Source organism: Pseudonocardia sulfidoxydans NBRC 16205 (assembly GCF_007989085.1).
GTDB lineage: Bacteria > Actinomycetota > Actinomycetes > Mycobacteriales > Pseudonocardiaceae > Pseudonocardia > Pseudonocardia sulfidoxydans.
In genome coordinates, this window is record NZ_BJVJ01000018.1 from 58,981 (window position 1) to 75,006 (window position 16,026).

Below are 16,026 nucleotides of genomic sequence, written 5' to 3' on the forward strand. Positions count from 1 at the left end.
CGTTATCCTTCCGCCGCGGCGCGCCGCAGCATGAGCGACGCCACGCGCCGCGTCTCCGGGCAGGATGGCGCCCATGGACCGACTGCGGATGGGACTCGTCGGAGCCGGGCCCTGGGCGACGACCGTGCACGCCGCCGCGATCGAGGCGCACCCCGTCGCCGAGCTCGCCGGTGTGTGGGCGCGGCGCCCCGAGGCGGCCGCCGCCGTCGCCGAGGGCACGTCGGCGCGGGTGCACACGTCGTTCGACGACCTGGTCGCCGACGTCGACGCCGTCGCCTTCGCGGTACCGCCCGCCGTGCAGGGGGAGCTCGCGCCGCGGGCCGTCGCCGCCGGGAAGCACGTCGTGCTGGAGAAGCCGCTGGCCGCCGACCTCGCCACCGCCGAACGCCTCGCGCAGGCCGTCACCGACGCGGGCGTCGTGTCCGCGGTCGTGCTCACGCTGCGATTCGACGCAGAGGTCCGCGCCTGGGTCGACTCGCTGCCCGCGGGCCCGGCCGGACCCGACACCGTCGGCGTCGGTCGCTGGTTCTCCGGAGCCCTGCTGGGCGGGCCGTTCGCCGGGTCGGCGTGGCGGGCCGAGCACGGCGCACTGCTCGACGTCGGGCCCCACGTCATCGACCTGCTCGACGCCGCCCTCGGCCCCGTCACCGGAGTCGACTGGGCGAACCGCGCCGACGCCCTGTGGACCTTCGGCATGACCCACACCGGCGGCGCGCGCAGCACCGTCTCCATGTCGCTGCGGGTCGCGATCGACCCCACCGAGTTCGAGATCGGGATGTTCGGCGGCACCGGCCGGCACGTCCTCACCAGCCGTCCCGACGACGCCACCGTCCCCTACTCGACGCTGCTCGACGAGTTCGTCGCCGACGTCGCTGCCGGCCGCACGGACGGCCCCTGCTCCGCCGCCCGCGGCCTGCACCTGCAGCGGATCACCGAGCAGGTCGCGGCCGCGGCGGGCTGAGCGGGGACCTCAGCCCACGAGATCGGGCGGGTTGTCGTCGCCGTCGTCGCGACCGCTGCGCGGTCGCTCCCGGGCCGCCAGCTCGGCGTGCAGCAGACGCAGCAGGTCGCGCTCGGTGGCGGTCAGCGTCGACATGGGATCGACGACCTCCCCCGACCCGTCGCCCTGGTCGACCTGCGCGGCTGCGTCCGAGGACGCCTCCGTGTCGTCCACCGGGGCTTCGGACGTCGTCGACCCGGGTGCCGGGGCATCGGGCACCGCGCGGACCCGGCGCGGCGCCGGCCGCGGGGCGGGCCGGGGCGCCGGCGAGTCGTCGGCGGCAGGCTCCTCCCTGCCGTCGGCGGACGGCCCCGGCTCGTCGTCCGCGGCGCCGATCGTCGGGATCGGCACCGGCCGTGGCCGCACCGGGGCGGGCCCGGGCGCCTCGACGGGCCGCGGAGGTGTCGTCTCCGCCGCGGCGTGCGTCGGCTCCTCGACGACGACGTCGCCCACCCCGAGCGGGTCGTTCGGGTCGACGTGCAGGTCCGACGCGCCGCCCCGCTCCCGGACGCTCGTGACGCGCCGCGGCACCGACTCGGCGAACAGATCGTCACCGGACACCGCGGAGTCGCCGTCGCCGCCGAAGGGGCGCAGGAACCGCGCCGCGTGCGACGACCGGCGCGGCAGTGCCGCCTCCGTGCCGCTGCGGCGGGGCAGGCCCTCCGGCGGGGTGGTGGCGTCGCCCTCGGTGGGCGTCGGCGCCGGTGGCGGGGGTCCGTCGGGCCCCGGCTCGTCCGCCGACACCGCCCGGAAGCTGCCCGTGGGCTCCAGCAGCGGGTCGAGCAACGGCGTGCGCAGCGGCCCCATCAGCGGGTCGTGCATCTCCGCCAGCAACGGCGGGTCCTCGTCGGACGGGCCGACGGCCGGCACCCCCGACAGCGGTGTCGGTGCGCTCGGATCGTCGTCGCGGCCGACCACGCGCAGCACACGTTCGACGCGACCCTCCTCGGGGCCGTCGTCGACCGGCGCCGCGTCAGCGGCCCGGTGCCCAGCCTGGTCGGCAGGACGCTCGTCGAGCTCCTCGTCCGGCTCCTCGGCGCGGCGGCGGGAGCGGGGGGCGGGCTCCTCGGCGCGGCGGTGGGACCGCGGGGCGGGTTCGTCGTCGGACGGGGCGAAACCGTCGGGTCCTGAACGGGACAGCGGCGCGACCGGCCGTGACCCGGCGGGTGGGGCGTCCGGCGCGAAGCCGCGGTGCTCGGGCGGGATCCCGTCGAGGCTCTGTGGCACAACAGGCTTCGGAGTCCCGGCCGGAGGTGTACGCGACGCGTCGTGACGGCCTGGCGCGCGGACGTTGTCGGGCGGTGTTGTGGGCGGGGGGCGTTTCGTCGCACCGGCGCCGGGGCCCGCGGGCGGCACGTCGGGACCCGGGAGAGCGGTGAACGCGGCCGTCACGGGCTCGGCGGCCTGCGCCGCGTCGTCTGCGGGGCGCTCCGGGGCGCGGGCCTGCGGCTGCTCGTGGGCGAGGGGAGCGGCCTGCGGGCCGGGGCCGGGATCGGGGCGCCGGTGCTGCTCGGGTGTGCCGACGCGGCCGTCGTCCGCGAGGTCAGGGCCGCGGTCGCCGTGCCCGGGGTCCGCGGCCGCCGGCTCCCCGGCTCGGGGGTCGGCGCCGCGGGGCTCGGCGGGTCGCGAGTCGGCAGGGCGTGAGTCGGTAGGGCGTGAGTCGGCGGGGCGCGAGTCGGCGGGGTGATCGGTAGGGCGTGAGTCGACGGGGCGATTGGCAGGGCGCGAGTCGACGGGGCGTGAGTCGACGGGGCGATCGGCGGGGCGTGAATCGACGGGGCGATCGGCGGGGCGTGAATCGACGGGGCGATCGGCAGGGCGCGAGTCGGAAGGGTGCGAGTCGACGGGGCGATCGGTAGGACGATCGACGGGGCGGTCGGTAGCGCGCTCCGTCGGCCGCGGGTCGGCCGGTTGCGGCGCTGCGGGGCGGCGCTCGGCCGGGGCGACACCACCGGTGTCCTCGCCGGTGGACGTCCGGGCGGCGACACCGTTGGCAACCCCGTTGACCGGCCTGCCACCGGTCCCCGGACCGTCGACGTCCGGCCGGGAGGGGACAGGGCGGGGTGCCGGCGGTGCGGCCGCGTGCCCGCCGCTGTCGCCGACCGGCGACCGCTCGGGATCGCGCACGCCGTTCACCGGCGTAGCCGCGTCGGCCCGCTCGTCGGCACGCCGGCGCCGCGGCATCGGCGGCCCGGCAGGCCGGTGCGTGCCGTTGGTCTCGATCGGGGCCGTCGGGGGCGCGTCGGCACGGGCGATCCCGCTCGGGTCGACGGCCGCCGGGAGCGATGGTGCGACAGGCCGTGCGAGCTCGGGACCCGCGTCGGCACCCGGCCTCACCTGCCGCAACGGGCGCCCGGTCCGCGAGACGGACGGCACCACGGCGATCAGACCCGTCGCCGGTGGGCCGGGCGGATCGAGGGGGGCGGCCGGCGCGGGTGAGGGCACCGGGCGGGCCGTGCTGAGCGCCTCACCGTGGTAGGCGGGCAGCGCCGACCCGGCGACGAACACCTCCACACCCACCGCGAGCCCGACCCGCTGCAGCGTCGCCGACAGCCGGTAGGCCAGGACGTCGGCGGCATGATCCTCGGGCCCCGGCGTCCCGGGGATCTCGACGAGCAGCACCGGGTGCGGCACCGGCCCGGGAGCGCTGCCGGCGGGGGTGGTGCGCCACGTCAGCCAGCTGTGCCCGCCGCCCGGGCGGTGCGCCGACAGTGCCTCCGCGATCCGCGCGGACAGCCCGGGGACGTCGGTGTCGGCGCGGAAGCGGTGCCCCGTGCCGTTCTCGGGGGCGGCCGGGGGCAGGAGCCGGTCGGCGTCGAGATCCACGCGGACCCTCGCGGCGGCCGCGACCAGCGTCTCGCGCACGCCCGGCGGCAGCTGGGCGGCGACGGCGACGAGCGCCGCCGTGAGCAGCTCGAACGCGGGCGCGTCCTCGCCGACGGCGACGAGCTCGCGGCACGTGGCCAGCAGATCGTCGTCGACCCGTCCTGCGAGTGCGAGCAGCAGCTCGTGGGTGGTCAGGGCCGTGGCCTGCAGTTCCGCCACCTGTCCTCCTTCACCGTGCTCGCCGGGCTCGCGTCAGGTCGACGCGCCCACCGTGGCGCCGGTCGACGACCACATCTGGGCGGAGCCCACGATCGCGGCCTTGTGGTACGGCGGTGGATCGAGGTCGACCGGGAGCACCTCGACGCACGGGGTGCGGTCGCCGTGTGCCCTCAGCAGCCGTTGCAGTGTGCCCGCAAGCGCCCACGGACGGTCGCCGCCGAGGACGACGAGCACCGTCCGCTCGCCGAACGGTCCCGAACGGACACTCCGCAGGACTTCCTCGACGCCCGCCGTGCCGCGGGCGACGGCAAGGACGCCGAGCGTCGCCGCGTCGTAGCCGTCCGGCGCCGCGCGGAACTCGAACGGGGGACGTTCCGCCGACTGGATCGGCAGGACCGCCCGGACGGCGCGGCGAACGGCTGCGTCGTCACCGGCTCCCGTCACGAGCAGTGAACGCTCGTGGTCGGTGATGCCCACCCGGTTGCGCAGCAGCGCGCGCGGCAACGTCGCGGCCACGGCGGCGCGGCCGTGGTCGGTGTCGTCGGCCAGCCAGTCGCGCAGGCGCCAGGTGACGTCGTCGGGCAGCCGCCCCGCGAGATGGAGCAGCAGCTCGTGACACGCGGCGACGGCCTGCCCGGTCACGGTCAGGCCACCTCGACGATCAGCTCCACCTCGACGGGCACGTCGAGCGGCAGCTCGGCGACCCCGACGGCGGAACGAGCGTGCAGACCCGCGTCGCCGAACAGCTCGCCGAGCAGCTCGGACGCGCCGTTGACGACCTTCGGCTGGTCGTTGAAGCCGGGAGCCGACGCCACGAAGCCGACGACCTTCACGATGCCGGTGATGGCGTCGATGCCGACGAGCGCGTCGATCGCGGCGATCGCGTTGAGCGCGCAGGTGCGGGCCTGCGAGTAGGCCTCGTCGAGGTCGACCTCCGCGCCGACCTTGCCCAGCGCGGGCAGCTTCCCGCTGACGACCGCGACCTGGCCGGCGGTGTAGACGAACGAGCCCGAGCGCCGCGCGGGGAGGTACGCGCCCGCCGGCTTCGGCACGGGCGGCAGGGTGAGGCCGAGCTCACGGAGCTTGTCGGAGTGTGCCATCACTCAGCCTTCCAGCGGGCGCTTGAAGTAGGCCACGAGCTGCTCCGCTCCGGGCTGACCGGTCGTCGTCACCGTGACGAGCTCCCAGCCGTCGCGGCCGAAGTTGTCGAGGATCGCCTTGGTGTTGTGGATCAGGAGGGGAGCCGTGAGGTACTCCCACCGGGTGGATCCGGACGCGGTCATGGCCAGGGACTCTAGTTCCGTCACGGGCCGTGTCCGACGGCGGCTCTCGGGGCGACGGGGCCCGACGTGGGGGCGCTCACCGGGCGCCCGCACCGGGACGCTCCGTACCCTTGACACGTGAGCAACCCCGTCTGGCCCGCCGCCATGTCCGACGTGCGCCTGCACGTCGTGTCCGGCAAGGGCGGCACGGGCAAGACGACCGTCGCGGCCGCGCTGGCGCTCGCGCTGGCCGAGGGCGGCAGGCGCACCCTGCTCATCGAGGTCGAGGGCCGCCAGGGCATCGCCCAGGTCTTCGACACCCCGCCGCTGCCCTACGAGGAGCGCAAGATCGCCGTCGCCCCGGGCGGTGGTGAGGTCCGCGCCCTCGCCGTCGACGTCGAGGCCGCGTTGCTCGAGTACTTCGAGATGTTCTACCGGCTCGGTGTCGCCGGGCGGACGTTGCGGCGCATGGGCGCCATCGAGTTCGCGACGACACTCGCGCCCGGCCTGCGCGACGTCCTGCTCACCGGCAAGGTCAAGGAGTGCGTGTCCCGGGTCCGCGACGGGAAACGCGTCTACGACGCCGTCGTCCTCGACGCCCCGCCCACCGGCCGCCTCGTCAACTTCCTCGACGTCACCAAGGCCATGGCCGACCTCGCCAAGGCCGGCCCCATCCACAAGCAGGCCGAGGGCGTCGTCAGGCTCCTGCACTCCCCGCAGACGGCTGTGCACCTCGTGACACTGCTCGAGGAGCTCCCCGTCACCGAGACGATGGAGGCCGCGGACGAGCTCGCCGCCGCCGACCTGCGCACCGGCGCCGTCATCGTCAACAAGGTGCGGGAGCAGTGGCTGCCCGACCGGTCCGTCGCCCCCGCCGCCGACGGTCGTGTCGACGCCGCCCGCGTCCGCAACGGCCTCGCCGCCGCCGGGCTCGACCTGCCTCCCGAGGTCGTCGACGGGCTCGTCGCCGAGACCGTCGAACACGCCGTGCGCGTCGCCGCCGAGAGCTCCGCGGCCGCCCGGCTCGACGCCGCCACCGGCCCCGGCCTCGGCCGCCTCGAACTGCCGCAGGTCCTCGGTGGCATCGACCTCGGAACCCTCTACGAACTCGCCGACACCCTCACCGAACAGGGCGTCGGCGTCCGCCACACCGACGAGGTCCCCGCGTGACACCGCGTGAACGCCGCATCGAACCCCTCGACGTCGACGCCCTGATCGACGACCCCGACACCCGCATCGTCGTGTGCTGCGGCTCGGGCGGGGTCGGCAAGACCACGACCTCGGCCGCGCTCGCCCTGCGCGCCGCCGAACGCGGCCGCACCGTCGTCGTCCTCACCATCGACCCCGCCAAGCGGCTCGCCCAGGCCCTCGGGCTGTCCGAGCTGTCCAACGAACCCGGCCGCGTCGAGGCCGTCGCCGGCGAGGGCGCCGGTCAGCTGCACGCGATGATGCTCGACATGCGCCGGACCTTCGACGACATGGTCCACGCCCACGCAGAGGGCGACCGCGCCGAGAAGATCATCGCCAACCCCTTCTACCAGACCGTCTCCTCGTCGTTCTCCGGAACGCAGGAGTACATGGCCATGGAGAAGCTCGGGCAGCTCGCGGCCACCACCGACTGGGACCTCATCGTCGTCGACACCCCGCCGTCGCGGTCGGCGCTCGACTTCCTCGACGCCCCCCAGCGCATGTCCAACTTCCTCGACGGCCGCATGATCCGGCTGCTGTCCTCGCCCGCCCGCGCCGGCGGCCGGGGCCTGCGCAAGATCGTCGGCGCCGGGTTCGGGCTCTTCGCCAAGGCCGTGTCGACGATCCTCGGCGGCCAGCTCCTCGCCGACGCCTCCGCCTTCGTCCAGGCCTTCGACACGATGTTCGGCGGCTTCCGCGAACGCGCCACCGCCACCTACGCGCTGCTCCGCTCCCCCGGGACCGCCTTCGTCGTCGTCGCCACCCCGGAACCCGACGCCCTGCGTGAGGCCGCCTACTTCGTCGACCGGCTCTCCGACGAGGAGATGCCCCTCGCCGGGCTCGTCCTCAACCGGACCCACCCCGTCCTCGCGCCCCTGTCCGCGGCCCGCGCCCGCGCCGCGGCGGAGTCGGCGACCGGCCAGGGGGGCCGCCTCGCCGCCGCCGTCCTGCGCCTGCACGCCGACCGCGCCGAGCTCTCCGAACGCGAGAACCGCCTCCTGTCCCGGTTCGCCGGTGCCCACCCCGACGTGGCCGTCACCCGGGTTCCGGCCGTCGGCGGGGACGTCTCAGACCTCGAGGGCCTGCGCAGCATCGGCGATCGTCTCGCCGCCCCCGACGACGACCTCGCCGCCACCCCCCTCCGCGAAGCCCGCTGACGTCCGGCCGACACCCCGCGCGCAACCTCACGGTCGTCCTGCTGCGCGGGGACAGCCGTGAGGTTGCGCGTGGGGGGAGCCGGTGTCGGACGAACCGGGCGTAACGCCGGAGCGGCACATCGCGAATGTCCGTTCGCCTCCTGACGAACGGAACCGAATGACTCCCCGAACTGCCCGCCGCGCCGGCTCGCTCGCTGCCGTCGCACTCGCGGCCGCCCTGCTCCTGCAGGCCTGCGGCTCCTCCGAGCCCAGCACCCCGCGTTCTTTCGCCTCGGCGCCGACGTCGACGACCGTGACGTCGACCAGCCCGACGCCCACCACGACGACGACCACCAGCGCGACCCCCACCACCGTCGTGCCCGTCGTGCCCGTCGTGCCCGCCCAGGTCCCCGTGCCGACGACCCGCGTCGCCGCCAAGACCGTCGCCCCCCAGGGCCTCGTCGCGCCCCCGACGACGAAGAAGCAGTCCGCGAACTCCGGCTCGACCGGCGGCGGAGCGGCCTACTACAAGAACTGTTCCGCGGTCCGTGCAGCAGGCAAGGCACCCATCCTGCGGGGCCAGCCGGGCTACGCCGCGCACCTCGACCGCGACAACGACGGCATCGGCTGCGAGTAGCTCCTGACGCCGAACCGCCGTCTGCCCGTCGTGATCACCGTTTGCGGGACAAGAGCGCCACCCGTGACGCCCATGTCCCACCGTCGGCGATCACCCCATGACATCGGCCGGGGCCGGGTGCTCCTCGGAGGCGGCGGTCTCGGCAGCGGCTGCGGCGGCCCGGATGGAGGCGGCCTCCGCGGTGTAGTGCGCCAGCCGCGCCTCGGCGAGCAGGTCGGCCCAGGACCGCACACCGGGCCGGGCGCGCAGCATCGCGCGGCGCTCGCGCTCCGTCGCCCCACCCCAGATGCCGAACTCGATCTGCTCGTCGAGCGCGTACGCGAGGCACTCGGTGCGCACCGGGCAGGCGAAGCAGAACCCGCGGACCTCGCGCTGCGCCGCGCCGGAGACGAAGAGGTCGTCGCCGTCGTCGGTGCGGCAGCGGGCGGCGACCCGCCAGTTCCAGGTGCTGTTCCCGCTGCTCGTACCCGTCGTCACGGTCATCGCGGCGACCCCCGATCGTCCAGTCGTTCGTGGCCGTGCTGTTCTGCACGACCTCGCTGAGACGAATCTTCGGGTGATCGGGTTCCGTCGGTAAGTGAGTATTTTTACTCAACTTTCGCGGTGCGCCGCCTGACGGGAGCGTCACGGGTGTCCGCGTAGGGTGGCTCCCCGTGAGGTTGCCTCCCCACGTCCGACGGCCGATCGGCATGCTGCTCGGGCTGTGTCTGCTGGCCGGTGTCGTGGCCGCGGGCATGGCGTTCCCGTTCGCGGCGGGCCTCGGGGTGCTGTCCAACGATGCGGGCGACGGCGTCAACAACTCGTCGACGGACCTTCTCGACGGCGCGCTCCCCCTGCGCACGACGATCCTCGACTCCGCGGGTCAGCCGCTGGCCTACCTGTTCGACCAGAACCGGGAGTCGGTCACCGCGGACCAGATCTCGCCCGCCATGAAGGCCGCGATCGTCGCGATCGAGGACCGGCGCTTCTACCAGCACCAGGGTGTCGACTGGCAGGGCACGATGCGCGCGGTCATCGCCAACTCGGCGTCGGGCGACGTCGTGCAGGGCGCGTCGACGCTGACGCAGCAGTACGTGAAGAACTACATGCTCTACGTCGAGGCGCAGACGGAGAGCGAGCGGCTCAAGGCCACCGAGCAGACGCCGGCGCGCAAGCTCAAGGAGGCGCGGATCGCGCTGCAGATGGAGCGCAGCCTCTCCAAGGAGGAGATCCTCACCCGCTACCTGAACATCGTGTTCTGGGGTAACGGGGCGTACGGCATCGCGTCGGCGGCACGCACCTACTTCGGCACGACGGCCGAACAGCTCACCGTTCCGCAGGCGGCACTGTTGGCGGGCATGGTCCGCAGCACCACGGCGTTCGACCCGGCGGCCAACCCGCAGGCGGCGACGGAGCGTCGCAACCTGGTCATCGCCCAGATGCGCGACCAGGGAATGATCGACGAGGCCCAGGCGCAGCAGGCGCTGGCCAGCCCGCTGGGGCTGGTGTCGCCGCTGAACGTCCAGCCCAACGGCTGCATCGGCGCGGGCGACGCCGGGTTCTTCTGCAAGTACGTCGTGGAGTACCTGAGCGAGGCGGGCTTCCCGGTCGACCAGCTCACCCGCGGCGGCTACACGATCCGCAGCACCCTCGACCGCGGGATGCTGCAGAAGATGAAGGCATCCCTCGACGCCGAGGTGCCGCCGTCGCAGCCCAACGTCGCCAACGTGATGGCCATGGTGCAGCCCGGCCAGGACCGGCACCGTGTCCTCGCGATGGGCTCCAGCCGCACGTTCGGGCTCGACGCCGACGAGCAGGAGACCAGCTACGGCCTTCCGTACGAACCGGTCAACCTGGGTGCGGGGTCCGTCTACAAGATCTTCACGGCGGCGACGGCCCTGGAGAAGGGGCTGGGCATCAACTACACGCTGTCCGTGCCTCCCAGCGGCTACGCCTCCCCGATCTACACCGACGGCGGCGGCCGCCCCATCCCCGTCGCCAACGCGGGCAGCTACCCCGAGCGGATGACGCTCACGGACGCGCTCGCCACCTCCCCGAACACGGCGTTCGTGAAGCTGGAGGAGTTCACCGGGGTGCCCGACGTCGTCGACATGTCGGTGCGGCTGGGAATGAAGTCGCTGGCCACGACGCCGTTCATCGACCCGAACACGCGCCGCAAGACCGACCGCTCGATCGCCGAGGTCACCAAGGCGCAGAAGCTGGCGTCGTTCACCCTGGGCGTGACCCCGACGAGCGTCCTCGAGCTGGCCAACGTCGGTGCCACCCTCTACAGCTCGGGCAAGTGGTGCCCGCCGAGCCCGATCGAGTCGGTGACCGACGCCGCGGGCAAGGTCGTGCCTGTCACCGAGGCTCCCTGCGAGCAGGCCGTCGAGCCCGAGCTCGCGAACACACTGGTGAACGCCCTGAGCAAGGACGACCTCATCGGCACCTCGGCCGCTGCCGCCCGCCAGGTCGGCTGGAACCGGCCGATGCTGGGCAAGACGGGGACGACGCAGCAGCACAAGTCGGCGGCTTTCGTCGGTGCCGTGCCGCAGCTCTCCGGCGCGGTGATCACCTTCGACAACTCGAACGCCCCCAAGCCTCTCTGCGACGGCGCCGGGGCTCCCTTCGCCTGTCGCAGCGGCAACATCTTCGGCGGGAAGACCCCGGCCGAGACGTGGTTCGGTGCGGTGACGCCGATCCTCGAGGGCCAGCCGGTCCTGCCGCTGCCGCCCACCGCCGACCGGTACCTGACCGGGGGCGCCGAGAGCCGGGTGCCCGACGTCGTCGGCCGCGGCCAGAACGACGCCACCGCGATCCTGCAGCGGGCGAACTGGCGGGTGTCGGCGCGGGTGGTCGACAACAACGCGGCCCGCGGGACCGTCGTCGGCCAGAGCCCGCGCGGCACTGCGCTGCCTGGCGAGACGATCGTCCTTCAGGTGTCGAGCGGCACCGTGCCGGAGGCGCCCCCGGCGCCGGGTGACGCGACGACCGAGCCGCCACCCCCACCCGGCGACGGCGGCGGTGGAGACGGCGGCCCGGGAGGCGAGCCGGGCGGCTGACCGTTGCCCGGCGCGCCCCGTCGGGCCGCGGCTCCCCGTCGGGCCGCCGCCGCACCCTTTTCGGTTGCGCCGCACCTGTTGCAAAGGGTGCGGCGGGCACGGAAGGGGTGCGAACGGGGCGTCGGATGATCCGGGTCGGCCGCGACGCGCCGTCCTCGCGCGTCGACCGGACGCATCCCGCGACCTAGCATTCCCCGTCATGGGGAGGGGACCTGCGGACTCGCTGTGGGGTTCCGACGGGACCTCCGATGCGCCTGGGGAGCGCGAGTCCCCGCTGCCCGGCTTCGAGCTCCCCGCCCTCGACCTCCCCGTCATCGACCCCGCCGGGCGCGTCACCGGTCTCGCCGGGGGTGACATCGACCTCGGCGGAATCGACGATGACGATCCCGACCTCGACGACGACCCGGACACCCCCATGCCTCCGGCGGGCACCGTGGCGTGGCTGGTGGCCCAGCGCGCCCGCGAGGCGAGAGCCGTTGCCCGGGCCGAGGGGCGTGCCCGTCGACGCGCCGCGCCGCCGCCGGGCAGCGCGAACCGGAGCGCGGCAGCGCCGAACCTGCCCGAGCCCGACAGCCCGGGCGCCGCCGCGGCAGCGGAAGCCCGAACCGACGATGCGCCTCCTGGAGTCGAGGCCACCGACGCGAGCAGCAAGGTGTCGTCGCGTGGCTCGGGTGCAGGCCGGTCCCTCACGACGCGCTCGATACGGACGACCGCAGCGGCCGCGAACGGCGCCGACGCAACGAGGACCGCGGCGCGCAGCCGCACTGCGGACGCGCCGTCGAGCCGACCCCCCGAAGGCTCGGCCGCGTCGACGGACGATCCCGCCACCAGGACGCCGGCCTCGGAGCCGCCGGAGCCGCCGGAAACCCCGGAAACCCCGGAAACCCCGGAAACCCCGGAAACCCCGGAAACCCCGGAAACCCCGGAACCGACGGAACCGACGGAACCGACGGAAAAGGACGCTCCGCGGTCCGCGCGGCCCGACCGCCGGCGCGGCGGCCCGCGGGCCAGGCTCCGGGCCCGGGCGGAGGCGCGGTTGGCGGCGACGTCGCAGGCGCTGGCGTCGACACCCGTCCCCCCGCCCGGGCGGCCCGACCCGGCCCGTTCGCGCTCCGTCGCGCCGCCCGGACCGCCGGGTCCGCCCCCTCTGCGGCACCGTCCCCCGATCGAGGAGGAGCCGAGCATCTTGGGTTTGACCCGGCATTCCCGGGGAAAGTTCGGATCGCGCCTGTTCACGTGGTTCTTCGTCGGCGTGTTCGTGCTGATTCTCGTCCAGCTGATCGTCGCGTTGCTGAGTCCGTGACGCACGGCTGCCGCGAACGCACGAGCAGTGACGGCGCTGGTGTACCCCGACCGGGCCGCCGCCCAGCCGGTGGTTCCGTCTACTCTCGGGGGTGGATGGCCGGCATCCGCTCCCCGATGCTGGTACAGGTCCCGCCAGCCTGGCCGGGGCTCGCCGAGGAGGTGAGGAGCGATCGGTTCCGAGGCCGATCCGGCCGGTGACCCGGCGCTGTCGCCTCCGACGTCGCACCGTGTCCGCAGCGTCCTGTCGATCCCTGCGTTCCGCAGGCTCTGGTTGGTCACGGCGGTGTCGGCGACGGGCGACTGGCTCTCGCTGCTCGCACTGACGTCGTTGGCGACGCAGTTGACCACCGGTTATCAGGCGCAGAGCTTCGCGCTGGGCGGCGTCGTCGCGACGAAGCTGCTGCCCGCGCTGGTGTTCGGCCCGTTGGCGGGTGCGTTGGCCGACAGGTTCGACCGTCGCCACGTCATGGTCGTGTGCGACGTCCTGCGTTTCTGTCTGTTCGTGTCGATCCCGTTGGTGGGGTCGCTGTGGTGGCTGTTCGTCGCCACGTTCCTGATCGAGATCTGTGCGTTGTTCTGGATCCCGTCGAAGGACGCCTCGGTCCCGAACCTGCTGCGCCGCCCGGACCAGGTGGAGACGGCGAACCAGCTGGCCCTGGTGATGACCTACGGCGTCGCAGTGATCACGGCGGCCGGCTTGTTCACGGTGATCTCGAGCGCGGGCTCGCTGTTCGACACCTCGTCGGCGCTGACGACGGTGTACGTCGCGCTGGTGATCAACGGCTGCGGCTACCTGTTGACGGCGACGACGGTGTGGTTCCGGATCAAGGAGATCTCGGGCCGGACGGCGGAGCGGCAGGGCGAGAGTCCGCCGAGCCTGGTGTCGTTGCTGCGGGGTGGGTTCGCGTTCGTCGGGAGCACGCCGCTGATCCGCGGCCTGGTGATCGGCATCATCGGCGCGTTCGCGGCGGGTGGTGCGGTGATCGCGTCGGCGAAGTTGTACTCGGCGAGCCTCGGGGGTGGCGACGCCGCGTACAGCGTGCTGTTCATCGCGATCTTCGTGGGCCTGGCGGGCGGTATGGGCACGGCGCCGCGGCTGGCGCGGAGGTTGCCGCACAACCGTCTGTTCGGGGCGGCGATCGTCGCGGCGGGTATCGCGTTGGCGTTGGTGGCGCTGTCGCCGCACCTGTTCGTCGCGATCGTCGCGGTCGGGCTGGTGGGTGGTTTCGCGGGCATCGCGTTCCTGACGGGGCTGACGATCATCGGCGCGCAGGTGGCCGACGAGGTGCGCGGCCGGGTGGTCGCGTTCGTGCAGTCGCTGGTGCGGATCGTGCTGTTGGGCTCGATGTCGCTGGTCCCGGTGCTGGTGGGCCTGGTCAGCGCGCGCCGGATCGACCTGTTCGGCTACCCGTTCGTCGTCGACGGCACCCGCACGGTGATGTTCGCGGGCGGTCTGGTCGCGGCCGTCGTCGGCATGTTGGCGTACCGGCAGATGGACGACCGGCGCACCGAGCCGCTGCTCCCGGACCTTCTCGCGGCGCTGCGCCGGGGCGACCGGCGCACGGGGTCGGGGGTCCTGATCGCGGTCGAGGGCGCCACGCCGGCGGAGACCGCGGAGCAGACCGAACGCCTGGTGGCGACGTTGCGTGCCGACGGCTACGACGTCGTCGAACCGGGCGACGACCGGCTGCGTGTCGTCGAGGCGGAGACCCAGCACGTGGGGGCGCGGGCGAAGGCGCTCGCCGTTGCGGCGGTGCGCGCCGACACCGTCGAACGCCTGGTCCGGCCGGCGTTGGCGGGTGGCGCGGTCGTCGTCATGGACCGGTTCCTGGCGAGCCCGCTGGCGCAGTACGGGGTGGAGTCGGATCGCGACGACGCTGCGCTCGACAGCGGCGAGATCGAGAACCTCGTCTCGTGGGCGACGGGCCGGTTGCGTCCCGACGTGTCGGTCCTGCTCGACCGTGCCCCCGACAGCTCGGCGACGCCCGCGGGTGTCGCCGGCGAGGAGCACGTCCGGGTGCAGCGCCTGCTCACGCGTATGGCTGCGGCCGAGCCGCACCACTACGTGGTCGTCGACGCCGCCGCGTCCGCCGATGTCGTCGCGGACCGTGTCATGGACGGTCTCCGCCCGTTGATGCGTCCGCCGACCGGTGCGGCGGGCAACGGCCCGACGGTGCCGTTGCAGAAGGAACAGCCGACGGCTCCGGTCGCTGTGCGGGACGACGATCCCGCGCCGACGTGAGTGTGTGGCGTGACGTCGTCGGCCAGCCGTGGGCCGTCGGCGAACTGACGGCCGCGGTCACCGATCCGGGCTCGATGACGCACGCGTGGCTGTTCACCGGGCCGCCCGGATCCGGGCGGTCGACGGCGGCGCGCGCCTTCGCGGCCGCGTTGCAGTGTCCGCAGGGCGGGTGCGGGGAGTGCACGTCGTGCCGGACGGTCATGGCGGGCACGCACGCCGACGTCCGTGAGGTCGTCCCCGAGGGGCTGTCGATCTCGGTGGCGGAGATGCGGCGGCTCGTGCAGCTGGCGGCGCGTCGACCGAGCACGGGCCGTTGGCAGATCTTGATCATCCAGGACGCCGACCGCCTCGGCGAGCGGGCCGCGAACGCCCTGCTCAAGGCGGTCGAGGAGCCCGCACCCGACACGGTGTTCCTGCTGTGCGCGCCATCGGACCATCCGGAGGACGTGCCGATCACGATCCGCTCGCGGTGCCGCCCGATCCCGCTTCGGACGCCGTCGGTGGAGGCGATCGCCGAGGTCCTCGCGACCCGCGACGGACTCGATCCCGAGGCCGCCACCTGGGCCGCGTCGGTGTCGGGTGGTCATGTCGGCAGGGCGCGCTGGCTGGCCCGCGACGAGGAGGCCCGCCGACGCCGCGCCGAGGCCCTCGACCTGCCGATGAAGGTCCGCGGCATCGGTGACGCGTTCGCCTACGCGGGCAAGCTCGTCACCGCGGCGAAGGCGGAGGCGACGGAGATCGCCGAGGGCCGCGACGCCGCCGAACGCGAAGAGCTCGCCGTCGCCATGGGCGCGGGCGGCACGGGCAAGGGGGTGGCTGCGGCCGCGCGCAGCGCCAAGGCGGCCGAGCGGGAGCTGGAGAAGCGGCAGAAGAGCCGCACGACCCGCAACCAGCGCGACGCCCTGGACCGCGCCATCATCGACCTCGCCGGCTTCTTCCGCGACGTCCTCGTCGCCCGCTCCGGCGCCCGGGTCCCGCTGACCAACCCCGATCGCCTCGCCGACATCCGGCGCGCCGCCGACGAGTGGACCCCCGAGTCGACGCTGCGCCGTCTCGAAGCCGTCCTCGCGTGCCGGGAAGCGTTGAACGCCAACGTGAAGCCCGAGATCGCCGTCGAGGACATGCTGCTCTCGCTGCACCGGGGTTGACGCTGCGCCGGGCGGGTAGGCG

General features: G+C 74.2%; 13 protein-coding genes. 8 read left to right on the forward strand and 5 right to left on the reverse strand.

Annotated elements, in window-relative coordinates:
• Positions 1-73: 73 nt before the first annotated feature.
• Positions 74-961: a Gfo/Idh/MocA family protein gene (locus tag PSU4_RS11565; protein ID WP_147106307.1), complete on the forward strand. Its 888-nt coding sequence runs from the start codon at positions 74-76 to the stop codon at positions 959-961.
• A gap of 9 nt (positions 962-970) precedes the next feature.
• Here the strand turns inward: PSU4_RS11565 and PSU4_RS11570 are convergent, their stop codons facing one another.
• Genes PSU4_RS11570 through sp36 form a run of 4 tightly spaced genes read right to left on the reverse strand, consistent with a single transcriptional unit; the run spans position 971 to position 5,328 of the window.
• Complete coding sequence (locus PSU4_RS11570; RefSeq protein ID WP_147106310.1) at positions 971-4,045, reverse strand: hypothetical protein; 3,075 nt, start codon at positions 4,043-4,045, stop codon at positions 971-973.
• Positions 4,046-4,078: 33 nt separating this feature from the next.
• Positions 4,079-4,687, reverse strand: a complete 609-nt coding sequence (locus PSU4_RS11575; RefSeq protein WP_147106312.1) for a hypothetical protein — start codon at positions 4,685-4,687, stop codon at positions 4,079-4,081.
• 2 nt (positions 4,688-4,689) lie between these two features.
• Positions 4,690-5,145, reverse strand: a complete 456-nt coding sequence (locus tag PSU4_RS11580) for a RidA family protein (RefSeq protein ID WP_147106314.1) — start codon at positions 5,143-5,145, stop codon at positions 4,690-4,692.
• Between the two features lie 3 nt (positions 5,146-5,148).
• Complete coding sequence (gene sp36, locus PSU4_RS11585; protein WP_147106316.1) at positions 5,149-5,328, reverse strand: Sp36 family protein; 180 nt, start codon at positions 5,326-5,328, stop codon at positions 5,149-5,151.
• 144 nt (positions 5,329-5,472) lie between these two features.
• Between sp36 and bagA the strand changes: the two genes are divergently transcribed.
• The 3 genes from bagA to PSU4_RS11600 all read left to right on the forward strand — a co-directional run bounded on the left by bagA (position 5,473) and on the right by PSU4_RS11600 (position 8,268).
• Positions 5,473-6,477 carry an ATPase BagA gene (gene bagA, locus PSU4_RS11590; RefSeq protein ID WP_147106391.1) on the forward strand — a complete coding sequence of 335 codons (1,005 nt, stop codon included), beginning with the start codon at positions 5,473-5,475 and terminating at the stop codon, positions 6,475-6,477.
• Positions 6,474-7,652 carry an ATPase BagB gene (bagB, locus tag PSU4_RS11595; RefSeq protein WP_246115055.1) on the forward strand — a complete coding sequence of 393 codons (1,179 nt, stop codon included), beginning with the start codon at positions 6,474-6,476 and terminating at the stop codon, positions 7,650-7,652. The genes bagA and bagB overlap by 4 nt, the downstream gene beginning before the upstream one ends.
• 157 nt (positions 7,653-7,809) lie before the next feature.
• The gene (locus PSU4_RS11600) at positions 7,810-8,268 is read left to right on the forward strand and encodes an excalibur calcium-binding domain-containing protein (RefSeq protein WP_147106319.1); all 459 of its coding nucleotides are present in this window, start codon (positions 7,810-7,812) and stop codon (positions 8,266-8,268) included.
• Positions 8,269-8,358: 90 nt separating this feature from the next.
• Here PSU4_RS11600 and PSU4_RS11605 read toward each other — a convergent pair whose 3' ends face one another.
• On the reverse strand, positions 8,359-8,751 hold the full coding sequence (locus PSU4_RS11605; protein ID WP_147106322.1) for a WhiB family transcriptional regulator: 393 nt from the start codon (positions 8,749-8,751) through the stop codon (positions 8,359-8,361).
• 170 nt (positions 8,752-8,921) lie between these two features.
• On the opposite strand from PSU4_RS11605, the gene PSU4_RS11610 reads away from it, so the two are divergent.
• The 4 genes from PSU4_RS11610 (at position 8,922) to PSU4_RS11625 (ending at position 16,004) form a co-directional block, all read left to right on the forward strand.
• Positions 8,922-11,309 carry a penicillin-binding protein gene (locus tag PSU4_RS11610; RefSeq protein ID WP_307724779.1) on the forward strand — a complete coding sequence of 796 codons (2,388 nt, stop codon included), beginning with the start codon at positions 8,922-8,924 and terminating at the stop codon, positions 11,307-11,309.
• A 199-nt stretch (positions 11,310-11,508) separates the two neighbouring features.
• A complete protein-coding gene (locus PSU4_RS11615) occupies positions 11,509-12,612 on the forward strand; it encodes a hypothetical protein (RefSeq protein ID WP_186816884.1) in 1,104 nt (367 codons plus the stop codon).
• A gap of 249 nt (positions 12,613-12,861) precedes the next feature.
• Positions 12,862-14,856: a bifunctional MFS transporter/dTMP kinase gene (locus PSU4_RS11620; RefSeq protein ID WP_373866045.1), complete on the forward strand. Its 1,995-nt coding sequence runs from the start codon at positions 12,862-12,864 to the stop codon at positions 14,854-14,856.
• Positions 14,853-16,004 (forward strand): DNA polymerase III subunit delta', encoded by a 1,152-nt coding sequence (locus tag PSU4_RS11625; protein WP_147106331.1) that lies wholly within the window; start codon positions 14,853-14,855, stop codon positions 16,002-16,004. The genes PSU4_RS11620 and PSU4_RS11625 overlap by 4 nt, the downstream gene beginning before the upstream one ends.
• The last annotated feature ends 22 nt before the right edge of the window (positions 16,005-16,026 follow it).